Here is a 19,910-nt window from a genome sequence, read left to right on the forward strand (position 1 = left end):
TGTATACTTATTAAGTTATTTTTTTGGATCCCGCGGTCAAGCCACGGGATGACACTGATAAGGCATAACACAAATGTGGTAAAAATATAACATTTATTAAAACTTTATAAAAAAACTATAGCGATGCTTGTAATTATATACAATGTATAGTATGCTCAGCTCGTAGTTTAGAAACTATTGAAACACAATATTAGGTTATTTCCTTATCAAATGTGGGATATCTTGACTCACGTTTGATAAGTTTGTTTTAATACTAGGTACTAAATTTTAACTTAAATATAGGACAAAAATTATGGCTCAAAAACCAAATTTTCTAAAAAAATTAATTTCCGCAGGGTTGGTAACTGCTTCTACAGCTACCATAGTAGCCAGTTTTGCAGGTTCAGCTATGGGTGCTGCTATACAGCAGAATAGAATAACAAACAGAGCTGCTACAACTGTTGATGGTGTGGGATTTGACCAAAATGCCGCTCCTGCAGATGTTGCAGTTGCTCTAAATGCAGTTATTACTGCTAATGCTAATAATGGTATTACTTTAAATACTCCAGCCGGTAGTTTTAACGGTTTGCTTTTAAATACTGCAAACAATTTAGTAGTGACAGTGGGTGAAGATACTACCTTAGGATTTATCACTCGTGCTGTTAATAACGTTAACTCCTTTAACCTTACGCTTAATGCCGGTAAAACTCTTACTATAACAGGTCAAGGTATTACTAATGCACAAGCTGCTGCTACACAAAATGCTAAAAATGTTGTTGTACAATTTAATAATGGTGCTGCTATTGACAATAATGATCTTAAAGGTGTAGGAAGAATAGACTTCCATGCTGCGGCTTCTACATTAGTATTTAATTTAGCAAATCCTACAACTCAAGAAGCTCCTCTTATACTTGGAGATAATACTGAAATAGTTAATGGTGGTAACGGTACGTTAAATGTTACTAAGGGATTTATTCAAGTTTCAAATAAAAGTTTTGCTACTGTTAAGGCAATTAATATCGCTGACGGTCAAGGTATCATGTTCAATACTGATGCTAATAATGCTAATGCTTTAAATTTACAAGCAGGTGGTACTACTATTAATTTTAATGGAACAGACGGTACGGGTAGATTAGTATTATTGAGTAAGAATGCTGCTGCTACCAACTTTAACGTTACAGGAAGTTTAGGCGATAATCTAAAAGGTATTATCGAATTTAACACTGTTGCAGTAGACGGTCAACTTATAGCTAATGCAGGCCCTGCTAATGCAGTAATAGGTACTAATAATGGCGCAGGTAGAGCTGCAGGATTTGTTGTTAGCGTAGATAATGGTAAGGTAGCAACAATCGATGGACAAGTTTATGCTAAAGACATGGTTATACAAAGTGTTAATGCAGCTGGACAAGTAAATTTTAGACACATAGTTGACGTTGGTACAGACGGTACTACTGCCTTTAAAACAGCAGCTTCTAAAGTTACAATAACCGAAAACTCAAACTTTGGTACTACTGATTTCGGTAATCTTGCAGCACAGATTGAAGTTCCTAATAATATGACCCTTACCGGTAATTTTACAGGTGATGCTAGCAATCCCGGTAACACTGCAGGTGTGATAACTTTTAATGCTAACGGTATTTTAGCAAGTGCTAGTGCAGATGCAAATGTTGCCGTGACAAATAATATTACAGCAATTGAAGCATCAGGTGCCGGAGTTGTCGAATTATCAGGAACACATGCTGCCGAGTTACGTTTAGGAAATGCCGGTTCTGTCTTTAAACTTGCTGACGGTACAGTTATAAACGGTAAAGTTAACCAAACTGCTCCTGTCGGCGGTGCTCTTGCAGCCGGTGCTATTACCTTAGACGGTAGTGCTACAATTACCGGCGATATAGGGAACGCTGGCGGTGCTGCTGCGTTACAAGGCATTACTTTAGCTAACGATGCTACAAAAACATTAACACTTGGTGGAGCAAATATTATCGGTGCTAATGGTGGGACAATTGCTTTCCAAGCTAACGGTGGTACTATTAAATTAACAAGCACTCAAAATAATATTGTAGTTGCTTTTGATTTAGCTATAACTACTGATCAAACAGGCGTTGTTGATGCGAGTAGCCTAACAAATGCTCAAACTTTAACTATTAACGGTAAAATCGGTACTATTGGAGTTAATAATAAAACTCTTGGACAATTTAATATTGGCTCAAGTAAAACAGTTTTAAGTGACGGTAATGTTGCTATTAACGAGTTAGTTATTGGAAATAACGGTGCAGTACAATTCGCTCATAATACTTATTTAATAACAAGAACTACAAATGCTGCCGGTCAAGGTAAAATAATATTTAATCCTATTGTAAATAATAGTACAATTCTTGCAGCCGGTACAAATTTAGGTAGTGCTACAAATCCACTTGCAGAAATTAATTTTGGATCTAAAGGGGCTAATGTTGATACTGTATTAAATGTTGGTAAAGGTGTAAATTTATATGCTACTAATATTACTACTACCGATGCTAACGTAGGTTCTTTCGTCTTTAATGCCGGTGGAACAAATATAGTAAGCGGTACAGTCGGTGGACAGCAAGGTAATAAGTTTAATACTGTAGAATTAGGTAACGGTACTACTGTTAAGTTCTTAGGTAATGCAACATTTAACGGTAACACTACAATTGCAGCTAATTCTACCTTACAAATCGGTGGTAACTATACTGCAGACTTTGTTGCATCTGCCGATGGTACCGGTATAGTAGAATTCGTTAACACCAGTCCTATTAACGTAACATTAAACAAACAAGTTGCACCTGTTAATGCTTTAAAACAAATAACGGTTTCTGGTCCCGGTAACGTAGTGATTAATGAGATAGGTAATGCAGGTAATTATCATGGTGCTGTGACTGATACGATTGCTTTTGAAAATTCAAGTTTAGATGCAGTTGTATTCTTACCTAGAGGCATTCCATTCAATGATGCAGGCAACACAATGCCTTTAACAATTAAAAGTACCGTAGGTAATAAAACAGCTAAAGGTTTTGCTGTTCCTAGCGTGATTGTTTTAGGTGTTGATAGTGTCATCGCTGACGGTCAAGTAATCGGTGATCAAGATAATATCGTAGGTCTAGGTCTTGGAAGCGATAACGGCATAATCGTTAATGCTACTACATTATATGCAGGTATCGGTACTGTAAACAATAATCAAGGTACTGTCACACTTAGCGGTGGTGTTCCTAATACCCCTGGTACAGTTTATGGCTTAGGCACAGGTATTGGCCATTCAAAGTTCAAGCAAGTAACGTTTACTACAGACTATAACAACTTAGGTAATATTATTGCAACTAACGCAACAATTAATGACGGTGTAACTGTTACTACAGGCGGTATAGCCGGAACAGGTTTTGACGGTAAAATTACTCTTGGAAGTGTTAACGGTAACGGTAATGTAAGATTTGTTGACGGTATGTTGTCTAATTCTACAAGTATGATTGGTACTACTAAAGCTAATAATGGTACTGTAACTTATTTAGGTAATGCATTCGTTGGTAATATAGGTGATTCAGATACTCCTGTAGCTTCTGTTAGATTTACAGGTAGTGATAGTGGTGCAGGATTACAAGGAAATATTTATTCACAAGTCATAGACTTTGGTACTTATAGCTTAGGTATTTTAAATTCTAATGTAATTTTAGGCGGCGGTACTACTGCTATTAACGGTAAAATCAGTCTTCTTACAAATACTTTAACATTTGCAAGTGGTACTTCAACATGGGGAAACAATACTTCTATTGAAACTACTTTAACATTAGCAAACGATAATATAGGTCACATCGTTATCTTGGAAGGTGCGCAAGTTAATGCAACAACCACAGGAACTACAACCATTAAAGTACAAGATAATGCCAATGCAAATTTCAGTGGTACACAAACTTATACTTTAATCCAAGGTGGTGCTAGATTTAACGGTACTTTAGGAGGTCCCAACTTTGCTGTAACCGGAAGTAATCGTTTCGTAAATTACGGTTTAATACGTGCTGCTAACCAAGATTATGTAATAACACGTACTAACAATGCAGAAAACGTAGTTACTAATGATATCGCAAATAGTCCGTTTGGAGTTGCACCGGGTGTAGGTCAGAACGTTACAACATTTGTAAATGCAACTAATACTGCAGCATATAATAATCTTCTTTTAGCTAAAAATAGTGCTAATGCTGCTAACTTTGTTGGAGCTATCGTTACCGATACAAGTGCGGCCATAACTAATGCACAATTAGATGTAGCTAAAGATATCCAAGCTCAACTTGGTAACAGATTAGGTGCTCTTAGATATTTAGGTACTCCTGAAACTGCTGAAATGGCTGGACCTGAAGCTGGAGCAATACCGGCTGCGGTTGCTGCAGGTGACGAGGCTGTTGATAATGTAGCTTACGGTATATGGGCAAAACCTTTTTATACTGATGCACATCAAAGTAAGAAAGGTGGTTTAGCTGGTTATAAAGCTAAAACCACCGGTGTCGTAATCGGTTTAGATACGCTAGCTAACGATAACTTAATGATCGGTGCTGCTATCGGTATCACTAAAACTGATATAAAACACCAAGATTATAAGAAAGGTGATAAAACCGACGTTAACGGCTTCTCATTCTCTCTATATGGTGCCCAGCAGCTTGTTAAGAACTTCTTTGCTCAAGGTAGTGCAATATTTAGCTTAAACCAAGTGAAGAACAAAAGTCAGCGTTACTTCTTCGATGCTAACGGTAATATGAGCAAGCAAATTGCTGCCGGTCATTACGATAACATGACATTCGGTGGTAACTTAACAGTCGGTTATGATTACAATGCAATGCAAGGTGTGTTAGTAACTCCAATGGCAGGACTTAGCTACTTAAAGTCTTCTGACGAAAACTACAAAGAAACCGGTACAACAGTTGCAAATAAGCAAGTTAACAGCAAGTTTAGCGATAGAACCGATTTAATAGTAGGTGCTAAAGTAGCCGGCAGTACTATGAACATAACTGATCTTGCGGTATATCCGGAAGTTCACGCTTTTGTGGTTCACAAAGTAACCGGTAGGTTATCTAAAACTCAGTCTGTATTAGACGGACAAGTTACTCCGTGTATCAGCCAGCCTGACAGAACCGCTAAAACATCTTATAATTTAGGTTTAAGTGCAAGCATAAGATCTGATGCTAAGATGGAGTACGGAATCGGTTACGATGCTCAGATTGCAAGTAAATATACTGCACATCAAGGTACTCTAAAAGTCCGTGTAAACTTCTAATCGCTCCCGATTAGCAAGTTTATAAGTTCCTCAAGAAAAAAAGCCCTCTTTGAAAAAAGGGGGGTTTTGTTTGTTCTTTCTTCCCGCCTACATGCCTTGTTGCATGGCTCAAAACCTATTACATCCCCGTGTAGGGCAGGGATCCAGAAAAAAGCGAGACAAATCGAGCTTTTAATTTTATAAACTTATTGTGTATAATCTTTAAGTTACTGGAGTCCTGCTTTCGCGGGAAGGACATAAACGAGCCATACAACAACCCTCCGCCTATGTGAGAATGACATCACCTACTTTTTCCACCCCGTGCAATACCTTCACTAACCTCAAACTTTATTGACTTCTAGTCGAAAAGATATAAATTTTTACAGCTAAGAATTTAATATTAATAAATATTATGAAAAAAATATATATTAGTGATTATTATGCTTCTAATAAGCGGAAGTATATTTGCTCAAAGTCAAATATCCAATTTAGTTGTACCGGTTAGCTATTTTATAAAGCATGTATCCCAATTGGAAAAACTAAAGGAAAATCTTAATAAATATAAGCAATCTAGTGTAGTAGGGGTAAGCGGTATGGGTAAAACGCAGCTTGCTAGAATGTACGCTTATGAAAATAAAGATAACTATAACATAATTTGGTTGATTGATTGTAATCTAAATATAGAGCCGCAATTACTCACATTATATAAAACTATTAATACCGAGGTAAAATCACCGGTGATTTCAGAAGATATGGCAGTGATGAAGAAAGATTTAATGGTTTATCTAGTAAGTAAAGATAAATGGTTATTGGTGTTTGATAATTTAAAAATAGGCGAGAATAAGAAAATAGAGGATTTTATTAATTGGGAGTATAAAGGTAATATTATATTTTGTACCCAAGACGATGAATTATTATCTAACATAATCAAAGCAAACGCTTTCACTAAGCCGGAAGCTGCATTACTTGCAAAAAATATATTGGAAAATAAAAATCTGGAATTAATAAATTGTTTGACTCAAGCATTTGGAGGTTATCCGATTCTCATAGTTCAAGGAGCACAAATATTAAATCAAATACAAGGTTTAAATTTAGAGAAATACAAGAAAAGATAAAAGCCTCTAAGGATAAAATTGAGCTAAATATAAAACTTGTTAGCAATGAATTAAAGCCTAGTGCCAAGAGATTACTAGATGGGATAGCATTGCTTAATAATCAAAGTGTTTCAAAAGAATTATTAAATTCTATTATTGAAGATAAGCATAGTCTAGATGATGATATTTATCAGTTTTCTAAATTTGCTTTGATCTCTAATATTGAACCTAATGAAGTTAATCCAATATTTGAAATGTATGATGGAAAAAATATTACAAATAAATGGAGATAAAGGAAATAAAGAATATCTTAAACGTAGTGTTACTAATCTTTTAAATTCTATACCTAAAAGTTTAGTAAAGGGGCGTATTTTTAGAAATGCTAAAACTATATCGGATTAATTACAAAAAATGCAGAAAAATACGATATATCGATATATAAAATTTTAGAGTTATAAATTTATTAATACAATATGCTAGTTCTTCCGATTTATATAACTCACAAAAATTAGTAAATTGGTTTGATAAAAACGATCAAAAAGGTAAATTTAAATTATGGACAATGAATAATGAAGAAAAATTTGCTTATGCTGCTTAGGACGCATAGGGTGGTATTATAGAACTTGGTCAGATTCTAAAAAAGCAATTGAATAGATACGAAAGCTAAGCAGGTATTTGATGAAGTGAAAGTATATGATTCCATAAAATGTAATGTAGTTTTCGGTTCGGCTATATCCAATATTCAGCTAGGAAATCTAGAAGAAGCAGAAAAAAATATCCAAATGATGGAAGATATGTTCAATCAAAATCTAGTAGATCAAACTGACATAGCAACTATATATTATGCAAAAGCGAAATTTTATTTAATATCCAAGGTAAAAATTATGAAGCATTAAGAAGAATTGACGATACTATAAATGCTTGTATCGAAAACGGGATGAAACCTCAAGATTTATTTCTTACCGGTTCATATCTCATTAAATTAGATGTATTAAATAATCTTAAGAAACATCAGGAAGCTCTTTCTTTATTAGAATAAGTATATGATATGAATAAGTCGAGTAAAAAAGAGGAAAATCAAGTATTTGGACGAATTTTTACCCAAAAATCAAGAGCAAAACTAGGTTTAGGTGATGTTACCGAAGCTCTAGAATAAAAAAGCTAAAGCAATTTTTCTTAATGATCCAACTAGACCTAACAAAGAGATTATTATATCACCGGATATAGATTTGGTAAAAACGTTTGTTGTTGAAGGGGATGCACTAGTGTTACTTAATCAAAATGAGGAGGCGGTAGATACTTATGCTACTGCTGAAAATATATATTGGAATAATTACAAAGAAAATATGAAAAATGTGTATGAAATAAGTAATATGTATTTTGCAGCCGCTAAAGCTAGTTGTACTTTACCTAAGAAATTTTGGTATGAAAAATTCCGTAATAATAAGATAGAACAATTCGGTACTGATCATCCGAATAGTATTAAAATTTTAAACCTTAAATGTGATGGTTCAAATTAGCTAGAATTTTTTCTGATTAGTGCAATAAAAAAACCGGACGCGGTAAGAATAATTCCAAGCCAAACAAAGCTTATCGTTGGCTTGTAATATATTTTAGCATGGATTATATCGCCGTCTATATTACTTAAAACTGCGTAAAGATCATATAATAAGTAAGAGTATATATCACTTTCTTGCGATAAACTCTTTTCAACTATATAAAGTCTATTTTCCGGCTTTAATATAGTTATATTACGGCTATTATCCTCAAGCCAAAATTCAGCGATTTGTCTATAATAATTTTTACCTTGAGCAAACTTAATATTTTGCAATGTTACTTTAAATTCGTTAAATGTTTTACTTGTTCCTACTCTACCGGTAAAATCCATTTCACTTTGTAATAATGTATTCATAGTAATACTAAAACTAATTAGTGCAAAACCAAAATGCCCAAGGATCATACTAGCGTTACTTGCTTTAAGTCTATTTCTACAATAATTAGTTTTAATCAAAAGATAATGAATATTATGAAGCATAAGAAATATAGATGCGATTATAGTTAAAATCGATATAACACTAAATGTTACTTTTAATGATATTAAATAAGTAATTATTAGAGATAATATTAGAATTATAATATGTTTTTTAATAGAGCTTCTGGTAGTAAATAATCCTATGGTACCAAGAATAGGGATAACGAATATAATAAAATTATTAACAAAAAATGTTTCACTAATAATAATAGATTTATCGTCGAATAAAGAGTAAATTGGCGGATAAAGTGTGGCAGCTATTAGCACAATAAGGCTAAGAAGGAGGAATATATTACCGAGGAGTATGGAATTTCCACAATTCGTCATTGCGAAGCCACGAAAGTGGCTGTGGCAATCTCGGTTAGTTTCCTGAGATTGCTTCGTCAATGCTAATGCATTTCCTCGCAATGATGTGGTAGTATACCACCCAATACTACCAATCCCCATAATCAAAAATATCCCAAGCAAGTATATTCCTCTCTCAGGTGAGAATGCAAAAGAGTGAATTGAGGTAATAAAACCGGAACGTACTAAAAAAGCACTAAATATTACTAATAAAAAAGTAATGATGGATAAAATTACTGTCCAGTTTTGCATACGTCTGGTTTTTGTTGTTACAATTATAGAATGATGGAGCATAATTCCGGATAACCAAGGAAATAGTGAAATATTTTCTACCGGATCAAAAAACCAAAATCCGCCCCAGCCGAGTTCTCTATATGCCCACCAAGAACCAAGGCTAATTCCTATGGTAGTAAATAAGATACCGATATTGGAAAATATTTTGAGAAGTCTTATGTCATTAATGGATTCCCGCTTTCGCGGGAATGACATAAGTGGGTATGAGAATGACATAGAGGCACAAACAATAGTAAACGGTACTACATAGCTAACATAGCCTAAATAAAGCAGAGGAGGATGGATGCTCAAAGCAATATCTTGTAGCATCGGGTTTAAGCCTAACCCTTCTTTAGGAACAAAAGAAAACACGTTAAAAGGATTGGAGGTAAAGTAAATAAAGCTGCTAAAAAATAATTGTATGGCTGATAGAATAATAATAGATAAAAATTTAAGACGGTTATCTTTAAGTAAAAATATATAACAGCAACTAACGATTTGTAATAAACAAAACCATAATAACATTGAGCCTTCGTGGCTCGACCAACTACCGGCTATTTTATATATTAAAGGTTTTAAAGTACTGGAATTTAAGAAAACATTTTGTAGTGCAAAGTCAGAGATAATAAAAGCATAGACTAGTGTAAAAAAGGCAAGTATAGTACATGAGGCAGCTATGTAGAAGGGGCAAGTAGTAATGAGGTAGTTGTCATTCCCGCGAAAGCGGCAATCCAGTCTATAAAATAGAGATTTTTTATGGATTCCTGCTTTCGCAGGGATGACATAAAAGACAAAAGACAAACCGATAACCGACAAGTACATCGTTGTTAGCAGTAAAAAATTACCGATTTCACTCACTGCTTATTGTTGCCTCGGTAGTAGGTAATACGGTAATTTTTACGCTATCAATCTTATTGGCAATTTTCTTTAAAATAATTACCTTTAAATTAAAGATTTCAATTACTTCCCCTTGATTTGGAATTCTAGCAATTTTATGGATTATTAATCCTGCTATAGTGTTTGCATCTTCATCCGATAAATTCCAATCAAGTTCTCGGTTAATATCTCTAATAGTCGTAGTTCCTTTTATAATGAACTCGGTATTAGACTTCTTGATAATTTCATTATTAAGTCTATCATGTTCATCAGTAATGGGTCCTACGATTTCTTCTATAACATCTTCAAGAGTAATAATACCTAGTAGAGTACCATACTCATCTACGACACAAGCAAAATGATTATTACGTTCTCTAAATGCATGTAGCTGGTCTACTACAAGTGCATTCTCAGGGATAAACCAAGGTGGGGTTAGAAGTTTATTAATATCAACTTTTTTTGCATCATTATTATTTTCGTATAATGCTTTAAGCAAATCTTTTAGATTGAGAATCCCTATTATATTATCTCTATTATCTTGCCACAAAGGTATACGTGTATGAGCACCCGATAATAAAGTTTTAATTATCACTTCATGAGGTAGGTCGATATTAAGGGCTATAATACTACTTCTGTGAGTCATAATTTCCGATACCGTCATATTACGTATATCTAATATCCCGCCGAGCATATTACGATCAGATTTATAAACTCCGCCTTCTTGATGGTAATGCTCAATCACGCTTCTTACTTCTTCTGTTCCTGATATTTGAGGATTTAAATTAATACGAAATATGAAGCAAAATATTTTTGTAATGTAATCAAGAGCAATATTAATAGGTTTGAAAAGCTTTAAAAATATTACAATAGTTGAAGCCATTTTTAATGCTAATTGTTCAGGTTTAGCAACGGCTATTGCTTTCGGTACTACTTCGGCAAAAACAATAATTATAAAAGCCATAACGCCGGAAGCAACAATAGGTCCATTGTCTCCAAGAAAGCTAATAAAGAGCGTAGTAGCAATAGTGGTACAAACAGTATTGATTAAACTATTACCTATTAATAAAGTTCCTATGACCTTTTCTTTTTTCTTAAGAACCTCTAAAATTGTTTTAGCACGCTTATTACCGGCGATTTTAAGCTTATGAATCTTCCCTGGGGAAGAAGCGGTAATAGCAGTTTCGGTAGCGGCAAATAAAGCAGATAAGGCGATCATTATTATAATAACGATCACAAGTATGATAGTCATTCTTTGTTAAAATATAAATTAACTATAAATAATTATATTAGTAATTATAGATTTTGCCTAATGTTTTTTTGTTATCAACGACTCCTTTCAGTATCTTTTGTTTTTCGGCTGTTAATAAGATTGTGAAATTTGTTATTTGTAGATGATGTCTTGCGTGATTCGTGTCCAATCGCTATTGCTTGTTGCTGTATTAATAATGTATTAGCTTGAGTTTTCCTTAAATTTATACCTTGGTCTTTAGATTCTTCAGTAGTTAGAATTTTTTGCCCTTTAGAGAGTTTGATTGCACTATCGCATACGAAAACTCCGCAATCATATACATTTTCTTGTTGTTTGGTATTTAGGTCTGTTATTTTTGCATCGGGATAAATTTCGGTAATATATTCTGTTACTTTTGGTCGAGATTCCAATGGCTCACCATAGGGATCATTATACATAAAGTTTATATTACCTTTATCATCTTTACTAGCCATTAAGAGTAACCAATGTTTATGTCCTGTATTTAGTGGTATAATTGCAGGCTTATTATCTAGTATTAAATCCTCTACTGTAACACGAAGAGTATCTTTTAGTATTTCCGGCTCTTCTAAAGAGGCATGATGAAATATAGAGAACATATTCTTATCTATATTTGCTTCCAATATATTTTTTATATCATCTTCAGTGTATAAATAAGTAGGTTGTTTTATATTTCCTGTATTATAAACACCAACTTGATCTTCAGTATTTATAACCAGTGATGATTTTTTTTCAGGTATCTGCTGTTTTGGCTCTATTACTGGTTTGGCTAATTGTTGTTCTGCTTTTAGAGATTCCTTATACATTTCCTGTGGAATTCCTAATTTTTCCCATGGTTTTTGATTATTAGCGGGAGCTTGCTGTTGTGGTGGATTTATAGAAGATGCAACAGTGGTTAGTGGTTCTTCTGTTATTGTCGGTTTTGCTTCCGTAGTTGGAGTTGTTGATTCGTGAGTTTTAGGTTCTTCTTTTTTGCCGAATATTGCTTCTTTAAAACTAGTTATTATATCTTTAAAATAGTTAAAAATTCTTTTAAAAAAAACTTGTGGTTGGTTTGCTTTTGGAGGTTCATATGATATTGTTTGTTCTACTTGTATATCCTTAGGTCTATCATTCATAACTTTCTTTGTATTAATAAAATTAAAGTCAATAGGATTTACCTCAGTTTTACCTAAATCTTTTTGAAATTGCCTAGATATTTGTGATACATATTTTTTTAAGTTTTCAGCAGCATTATTTGCATCTTTTAAGATTTCATTAATTTCGAGTTTCAATCCGTAAATTTGATCTTCAGAGGTAATACCGAATTTAGCAGTGATAAGATTTGTTGCTTCGTCTGCAGAAAGAGGCCAAGTTTCTATAATCACTCTACCGTCTTGATTTTTAGCGTTTTTTATTATTTTATCTAGCTTTTCTTTATCAGGTATTGTACTGGAAAGTAATTGATCAATTTTACGATCAGATACAAGATTGTTAAAAACAGATGTTACTAAACTTATATCCGTAATTGTAGTGGCTTTATCTTTTGGTACTATACCATCGGCTATAGATAAATTTTGATCTGCTTCATTTGTAAAAAAAACATGATCAACTTTTTTCATAATTTGCTTCCAATAAGCTTCTAGTTCAGAATTTTGGGGTAATGAATTATATTGATCAAAAGTAATAGTAGTTTTTATATTTAAATTTTGTAAATTAATTAAATCTTGTACCTTAAAAATGGGTTGTATATTATTGTTATTAAGTTGAATATTAAAAATCGGTGTTTTGCCCTTTTTGTGGGATTCTTGTAAGATCTCCGAAAAAATACGTTCTTTATCGGGTATATGTGATGCTTTATTAACTTCTAGCCGGATAATAGGCAGTTTATTTTGAGTTTCCTGCTTGTTTATTTTCTCTAATATCCGATCTTCATCTCCAAGTAAAAGAGTAAATATAATAGGTTCAGCCATTACTAACCTTTATTAAAAAAATATTGGGTTCTGTGAAAATTTCTAATTGATTTGCTATTTTAAGATATTTTTTAGCAAAAATTATAAGGTTTTTGAAGGAATAGTTATTCATATTTCAAAAAAATCTTATAATTTGCAGCAAAAAAGAGCCAAAATTAAATCTTTTTAGAAATCTTCACAGAACCTACATATAATTATTAGAATTTTTTAGCTTTAAATCAAGCTATATTTAATAATCTGTGCTTTAGCTTATATAATTTATCCATTTTATGTGCTAATTCATGGTTATGTGTTACCATAATAATAGCGGTATTTTGTTCTCTTGCTACTTTTAAAAATAAATTAAATACTTCATTTGTAGTTTTGGGATCTAAATTACCTGTCGGTTCATCTGCTAAAATAATTTTCGGCTTATTAATTAAGCTCCGAGCTATAGCGACCCGTTGTTGTTCTCCTCCCGATAATTCTCCAGGCATATTATAGAGTTTTTTCCCAAGCCCTAAATCATCTAATATCTTTGTTGCATCTTCTATTGCTTTTTTTTGATCAAGACCACTAATAAGCCTTGGCATAATAACATTTTCAAGAGCGGTAAAATCTTTAAGTAAGTGATGTTGTTGATAGATAAAACCTAAATAATGAAGACGAATGAGATGATATTTTTGATACTTGCTATTTGGTATGATGACTTGACCTTTTGTAGGTTTATCAAGCAAGCTGGCAATATGTAGTAAAGTTGATTTGCCGCTACCTGAAGAACCTATTATAGCGATTAATTCACCTTCATTAACCGTTAGATTAAGATCATCTAGTACTCTAACAATAGTTTTGCCTTGGCTGTAATGTTTTGAGATATTTTTTAAAATGAGGACTGTATTATTCATATCTTAGGGCATCCACGGGATTTAATTTTGAGGCTCTATAAGAAGGATAAATTGTCGCAAGAAAACACAATATTATAGATAAAGAGGTAATTAAAATAATATCCTCAGCTCTTACTTTTGAAGGTAAACTATAAAGAAAATAAATAGCTGCCTCGAAAATTTTAGTACCGGTTATACGCTCCAAATAATTCTTGATAGTTTGAATATTATAAGAAAAGGTAATACCAAGGATTACACCTAGTGTTGTGCCAAGTAATCCTATAAACATTCCGTTATAGATAAAAATAAGCATTATTTGCTTAGTGCTTGCTCCCATAGTTCTAAGAATTGCAATATCTGAAGTTTTATCTTTAACAAGCATAAATAAGCTTGAAATAATATTAAATGCGGCAACCGTAATAATTAAAGATAGAATAGTAAACATAGCCGTACGCTCAACAGCAAGAGCACTTAAAAATTGTGAATTTAAGGTTTGCCAATTAAATACATATAGGGTTGGACCTAAGAGTGATTGTATTTTATGTGAATATGTGAGAGCTTTATCGGGATCTAGACTATTAATTTCGATTAAATTAATATCGTTGCCGAGAGATAAGAAATTTTGTGCTGCGGTAAGCGGCATTAATATCGTTGTCAAATCATAATCATACATACCGCTATTGAAAATTGCTATAACTTTAAATTCTTTTGATCTTGGCATACTGCCAAAGGTGGTAGAAACTGAATTCGGTGAAATTAATCTAATCTTATCCCCAACGGTTACGCCTAAATTGCTTGCTAATTGTTCTCCGAGTGCTATTACGTTTTTGCCGTGAAAATTATCAAAACTACCAAAATTTACATTTTTAAAAATTTCATTTCTTACACTTAGATCCTTTAATTTCATACCTTTAACAAGCACACCGCTATTATTACTTTTACCAAGAGCCAAAGCTTGACCGTGAGCAATGAATGTTACATGTTTTACATAATCTTGTTTTAGGAGTTTGGCTTTAATCTCTTCATAGTTATCAATACTACCACCTTGCCGATTTATCACTATATCCCCATTTAAGCCGATAATATTTTTAGTAAGCTCTATATGAAAACCGTTCATAACGGACATGACTACTATCAATGCTGCAACGCCGATCATGACGCCCACTAAAGAAAAGGCAGAAATAATAGAAACAAACTTTTCGTTTTTCTTAGCTCTAAAATATCTGAAAGCTATCTTGAAGATAAAATTGTTATTGATCATTTGTTTATTTTTTCTTACATCCGTTTCTAGGTTATTCCTGTGTGAATCAGCTTTTTTGTCATTATGAACAGCCGTAGGCTGCGTGGCAATCTTATGAAATAATAACAAATTCCTGAGATTGTTTCGTCAACACTTACAGTTTTTCCTCGCAATGACGACACAATTGATTACATAAAGACATCTACAGGTTACTAGAAATCTCAAAGACTTTATCATACTTAAATAATTTAGGTAATGTTACTAACCCAAATAGCGTAACACTGGATATAGTAATGCCAAGAGGAGTAAAAGTACCGTTATATAAAAATCCTACTAATTGCAGCCCAAATGCCGTTAAAATCAATCTAGCCACAGTGAAAATAGCCGTCATACGAGCTTTACCGTCCGGAATAGCTTCTAAAAGCAATGGCCATAATATGTTAATCGGATATATCACGCCAAGAGATAATAATAAAGTAACTATTGTTATGGTTAAAGGATTATTAATATTATATACAACTAATATGCTATTGCCTAGTAGGAATAGTATTATAAATATAACTCCAAAATAGAAGCAATTTTTAATACCGAATTTTTTAAAGCAATAACCGCTTGAAAAGCTCATAATTGAGAATAGAGCTGCCATTGCTCCTTGATAAAGTCCGAAATATTCTAAAGTTACACCTAAATCTTGCATATATAAAATAGGAGCAATCCCAATAAATATCCAATATCCTTGTGCAAGAAATATCATTGTAAGTATATAATATATAGCTTTTGGCGATTTGAAGATAGGTATATATTCTTTTAAAGAAATACGTATTTTTTTATTAACTTCTCTTTTTGGAATAAATAATATACCAAGAATTAGGCTGATCAAACCTACTATAAGCAACAAAACAAAATTGCCACGCCAGCCCCAAAATAAATTGACGTAGCTACCTATAACCGGTGCTATTGCCATAGAAAGGGCAATAGTGCCGTTTAAAATGCCCATGAATCTTTGCTGTTCTTGTACCGAATAAATATCGGCAAGAACAATATATACTAGCACTGCAACCGATGATATCCCGCATCCTTGCAAAAATCTTCCAAATAATATAGCTGCATAATTATTTGCAAATACACAAAATAAACTACCAAGATTAAAAATCAGTAAACCGAGTATAATAATCGGTCTGCGTCCGTACCTATCTCCTAAATTACCGACTATAAGCGAAGTAATACAATAAGCAGTTAGATTAACACCAAGTAGTAACTCTGTCATAAAAGTTGAAAGGTTGAATGTATCTTGTATTTCAGGAAAACTTGGAATGAATAAATCTATTTCCGCTCCAGCGAGTATTTCCATGATGATTACGGTAATAATTAATTTCATAAGTAATTGTTAGTTTGAGGTTATTTTAGCAAAGTATTATTGAAGCCGAAAGCCTTGCGCGATGTCATCCCTGCGAGGCATTGTTGTATAGATACCAAGTCGTCACTGCGAGCGAACGTTAGTGAGCATGGCAATCTCAGGAATTCTTCCCAAGATTGCTTCATCAATTTACTATTGTAAATTTTCTCGCAATGATGGAAAAACCGATCCACGCAACAACATTTTTGCGGGAATGACATAAATAAGGACGCAGGAATGGCAGCAAAGCCACACAACAAATTAGCTTTCTATAGTCTTATAGCTTACAATAATTAGTGTATTGTTTTACTAAAGAAATAATAAATGAATATTTATGCTCGTCTAGCAATTTTTTATTTATCAGGAGTATATACATGACACGATAACAGGAAGACTGAAAGGAAGTGCAAGCAGAAACTTTTAGTAATATATGTTAAGAATAATGATTCCTAACATGTGGGACTATTAACAAAAATTTTAAAGCTAATTAAATTTATTTTTACTGCAAATTATAAGGCTTTTTTAAAATAGGATTAACTATTCCTTCAAAACTCTTATTAATTTTCGCTAAAAATTCTTTTTAATTATCAATTAAAATTATTTTGTTAACAGTCCCCTATCAATTTTAAAAATTAATTAAAATATTACTGATTAATTCCTAAAGCTTGTTTTTGAGTATCGGTAGTATTCTCCATTACCCACTTTTGGACATCAGGATTTAACATATTATACTGATCTGCTGTTAAACTAGCAACCCAAGCTTGTTGATCGTCAGTACTCATAGCTTGTATTTGGGTTGTTGTAACTGAAGCTGGGGCAGGCATTTGCATTGATGAAGCAAATACTGAGCTCGCGAAAGTTAGAATTAATAAAATCTTTAATAAATTTTTCATTTTGTAAACCTTTTTTGTTTTGTAATTACAATTATAACAAAGCCACGGCAGCTTTCAAGCTAAATTATATTAAACATTTAAATTTTTTATACTAAGGAACTTTTATTGTAACAAATATATCAATTATATACTTTATTGTCATTCCCGCGAAAGCGGGAATCCAGTAACAAGCGTTCAGTATCATACCGTGGCTTGACCACGGGATCTTGTGTCACAGATTATGCCCTAAGATACCACGCTCAAGTCGTGGTATGACATTAAGGTTGACTGGATTCCTGCTTTCGCAGGAATGACATACCCCTTTATATTGTTAACTGCTCTCTGCAAATATTTCGATAAATTTCTGAGTTTTTAGATAAATCATTATGTGATCCTTCAGCGACTACTCCTCCTTTATCTATTACTAAAATATAATCAGCTGATTCTATACTACTAATTCGATGGGCAATTGATATAATAATGTTCCCTCTCATTATTTTTTTTATAGACTCTAGTAATTTCTGTTCGCTCATCGTATCTAAAGCACTCATTGCCTCATCAAGAAGCAAAATTTGCGGCATGCGTAGTAATGCTCTAGCAATAGCTATTCTTTGTTTCTGTCCTCCTGATAATCTAACCCCTCTTTCACCGATTTTAGCATTTATACCGTCATGAAGTTTAGCAGCAAATTCTTCTATTCCTGTAATTTTTATTATCTCATTTATTTCGTCGTCGCTTGCTTCATTATTACCGAATATAATATTTGATTTTATAGTGCCGGAAAAAATGCTAGCCTCTTGAGGAACATAGGCAATTAATTTACGAATTGCAGCAGGATTTAAAAGAGTTATATCTTGATTGTTAATAAGGATAGTGCCGTTTTCTTGCCGGTAAAAACGCAGCAGTAACTGTATCACAGTGCTTTTTCCTGCACCTGATCTACCTACAATACCAAGAAACTTATTGGCATTTATCTTCAAAGACATATTATTAATAATCCTTAAATTAGGTCTTGAATGATAGGTAAAATCAACATTTTTGAATTCTATCGAGATTGGATCGGAATTATTTAATTCTAAATAATTATTATGTGCTATAGGTGTCTTATCTATAATTGTAATTATTCTCTCAAGGGCTGTAACAGGTAAATGCATTTCGCTTAGTAGCTCAAAAATACCGCCACAGCTAACTCCGGCGATAATCGCATAATAAATAAACGAGATAATTTGTCCCGCAGATAAATGACCTTTCACTATATCTGAAGCTCCGATCCAAACGACTAAAGTAATCGCAAGAAATATAACGGCTATTGAAATCGCAAAGAATAAAGCACGAATTTTTAAACGGGTTTTGCAGTATATTAAATAGTTTTGTAATTTAGTGTCAAAATCGGCAATTTTGTTTATTTGATGGTTAAAAGCATAAATAGCTCTAATATTATTAAAAGTTTCATCAATATCCGATGCTAAAAGTGACTTAGATTCTAGAGCTTTTTTAGATAAAACCTTAACATGCTTGCCGAATTTAATTAAAGGAATTAATAAGATAGGAATGGTAATAATTACTATAGAAGCGAGTTTAAAGCTTTCAAAAAACATTAATGTAATGCTGCCAATTAGCATCACCGAATTGCGAATAAAAAAAGATAAGAAATTAACGATGAGAGTAGATATTTGATCTATATCATTTGTTAGGCGTGAAATTATATCGCCGATTTTTAGTTCTTCAAACTCTTCAATTTCATAATTAATTAAATTACTATAAGCTTCTTTTCTTATTTGATTAACTGCCTTTTCAGCAACATTATTGATAAAATATGAACGAAAAAAACTAGCAATACTTAAGATGATAATTAATAAACAAATATATAATATAGATTTATCAACCGATAAAATATGGTCTTTGCTCAAGCCTTTATCAACTAAATTTCTAAAAACACTACCGATTAGTAATAATGAAGCTGATACGCTAAGTAAAGAGATCATAACGATGATCAAATCTTTTTTATAGAACCTTAGATATTTAGCTAGTCTATATAAAAGTTTGATATCCATAAGAAAAAAATGTCATTGCGAGCGACTGTAGGCGTTGTTGCATGGATGTCAAATCGTCATTGCAAGGAGCGAAGCGACGTGGCAATCCAGAAAAATAACAAAAAAGTACTAATTTTAGCATTTTTTACTGGATTGCTTCGTCAATTACTTTGTAATTTTCTTCGCAATGATGATTTTGTAACCACACAACAATTCCAAAATATGGGGCGAGTGACGGGATTCGAACCCGCGACCCTCAGAACCACAACCTGATGCTCTAACCAACTGAGCTACACCCGCCATAAATTAACAACATAAATTTAGATTATCAGAAGGAGTTAGTCAAGAATATTTATTGTATTAACATATATTATTTGACTTATATATTATAACTATATATAGTTACAACATGAATCAGTATATAAAACTTA

At 32.8% G+C, this 19,910-nt stretch carries 13 protein-coding genes and 1 tRNA gene; 5 read left to right on the forward strand and 9 right to left on the reverse strand.

The window, feature by feature from the left end:
* Nucleotides 1–292: 292 nt before the first annotated feature.
* From ompB to WSW_RS1000000112085, 5 genes are all read left to right on the forward strand, one after another.
* Entirely contained in the window at nucleotides 293–5,257 is a 4,965-nt protein-coding gene (gene ompB, locus WSW_RS0105410) for an outer membrane protein OmpB (protein WP_016917367.1), read from the forward strand.
* A 509-nt stretch (nucleotides 5,258–5,766) separates the two neighbouring features.
* Nucleotides 5,767–6,351 (forward strand): hypothetical protein, encoded by a 585-nt coding sequence (locus tag WSW_RS1000000113205; protein ID WP_238528526.1) that lies wholly within the window; start codon nucleotides 5,767–5,769, stop codon nucleotides 6,349–6,351.
* Between the two features lie 237 nt (nucleotides 6,352–6,588).
* The gene (locus WSW_RS1000000112075) at nucleotides 6,589–6,732 is read left to right on the forward strand and encodes a hypothetical protein (protein ID WP_167316253.1); all 144 of its coding nucleotides are present in this window, start codon (nucleotides 6,589–6,591) and stop codon (nucleotides 6,730–6,732) included.
* 281 nt (nucleotides 6,733–7,013) lie between these two features.
* Nucleotides 7,014–7,226: a hypothetical protein gene (locus tag WSW_RS1000000112080; RefSeq protein WP_016917371.1), complete on the forward strand. Its 213-nt coding sequence runs from the start codon at nucleotides 7,014–7,016 to the stop codon at nucleotides 7,224–7,226.
* A gap of 333 nt (nucleotides 7,227–7,559) precedes the next feature.
* Complete coding sequence (locus tag WSW_RS1000000112085; protein WP_016917372.1) at nucleotides 7,560–7,850, forward strand: hypothetical protein; 291 nt, start codon at nucleotides 7,560–7,562, stop codon at nucleotides 7,848–7,850.
* Here WSW_RS1000000112085 and WSW_RS0105445 read toward each other — a convergent pair.
* The 9 genes from WSW_RS0105445 to WSW_RS0105485 all read right to left on the reverse strand — a co-directional run bounded on the left by WSW_RS0105445 (nucleotide 7,847) and on the right by WSW_RS0105485 (nucleotide 19,779).
* The gene (locus WSW_RS0105445) at nucleotides 7,847–9,838 is read right to left on the reverse strand and encodes a heme lyase CcmF/NrfE family subunit (RefSeq protein WP_083832957.1); all 1,992 of its coding nucleotides are present in this window, start codon (nucleotides 9,836–9,838) and stop codon (nucleotides 7,847–7,849) included. The genes WSW_RS1000000112085 and WSW_RS0105445 overlap by 4 nt on opposite strands.
* Entirely contained in the window at nucleotides 9,831–11,105 is a 1,275-nt protein-coding gene (locus WSW_RS0105450; protein ID WP_016917374.1) for an HlyC/CorC family transporter, read from the reverse strand. Before WSW_RS0105450 ends, WSW_RS0105445 begins: the two co-directional genes overlap by 8 nt.
* A 74-nt stretch (nucleotides 11,106–11,179) precedes the next feature.
* Nucleotides 11,180–13,075, reverse strand: coding sequence for a Ulp1 family isopeptidase (locus WSW_RS0105455; RefSeq protein WP_016917375.1), 1,896 nt, complete (start codon nucleotides 13,073–13,075; stop codon nucleotides 11,180–11,182).
* Between the two features lie 218 nt (nucleotides 13,076–13,293).
* Entirely contained in the window at nucleotides 13,294–13,959 is a 666-nt protein-coding gene (locus WSW_RS0105460) for an ABC transporter ATP-binding protein (protein WP_016917376.1), read from the reverse strand.
* Nucleotides 13,952–15,199 carry a lipoprotein-releasing ABC transporter permease subunit gene (locus WSW_RS0105465; protein WP_029375010.1) on the reverse strand — a complete coding sequence of 416 codons (1,248 nt, stop codon included), beginning with the start codon at nucleotides 15,197–15,199 and terminating at the stop codon, nucleotides 13,952–13,954. The genes WSW_RS0105460 and WSW_RS0105465 overlap by 8 nt, the downstream gene beginning before the upstream one ends.
* Nucleotides 15,200–15,380: 181 nt before the next feature.
* The gene (locus WSW_RS0105470; RefSeq protein WP_016917378.1) at nucleotides 15,381–16,556 is read right to left on the reverse strand and encodes a multidrug effflux MFS transporter; all 1,176 of its coding nucleotides are present in this window, start codon (nucleotides 16,554–16,556) and stop codon (nucleotides 15,381–15,383) included.
* 662 nt (nucleotides 16,557–17,218) lie between these two features.
* On the reverse strand, nucleotides 17,219–17,467 hold the full coding sequence (locus WSW_RS0105475; protein ID WP_016917379.1) for a DUF2673 domain-containing protein: 249 nt from the start codon (nucleotides 17,465–17,467) through the stop codon (nucleotides 17,219–17,221).
* 302 nt (nucleotides 17,468–17,769) lie between these two features.
* A complete protein-coding gene (locus WSW_RS0105480) occupies nucleotides 17,770–19,500 on the reverse strand; it encodes an ABC transporter ATP-binding protein (protein WP_016917380.1) in 1,731 nt (576 codons plus the stop codon).
* Nucleotides 19,501–19,702: 202 nt separating this feature from the next.
* A tRNA-His gene (locus WSW_RS0105485) sits at nucleotides 19,703–19,779 on the reverse strand.
* Nucleotides 19,780–19,910 lie beyond the last annotated feature (131 nt).

The sequence above is a fragment of the Rickettsia honei RB genome, from assembly GCF_000263055.1.
Taxonomy (GTDB): Bacteria; Pseudomonadota; Alphaproteobacteria; order Rickettsiales; family Rickettsiaceae; genus Rickettsia; species Rickettsia rickettsii.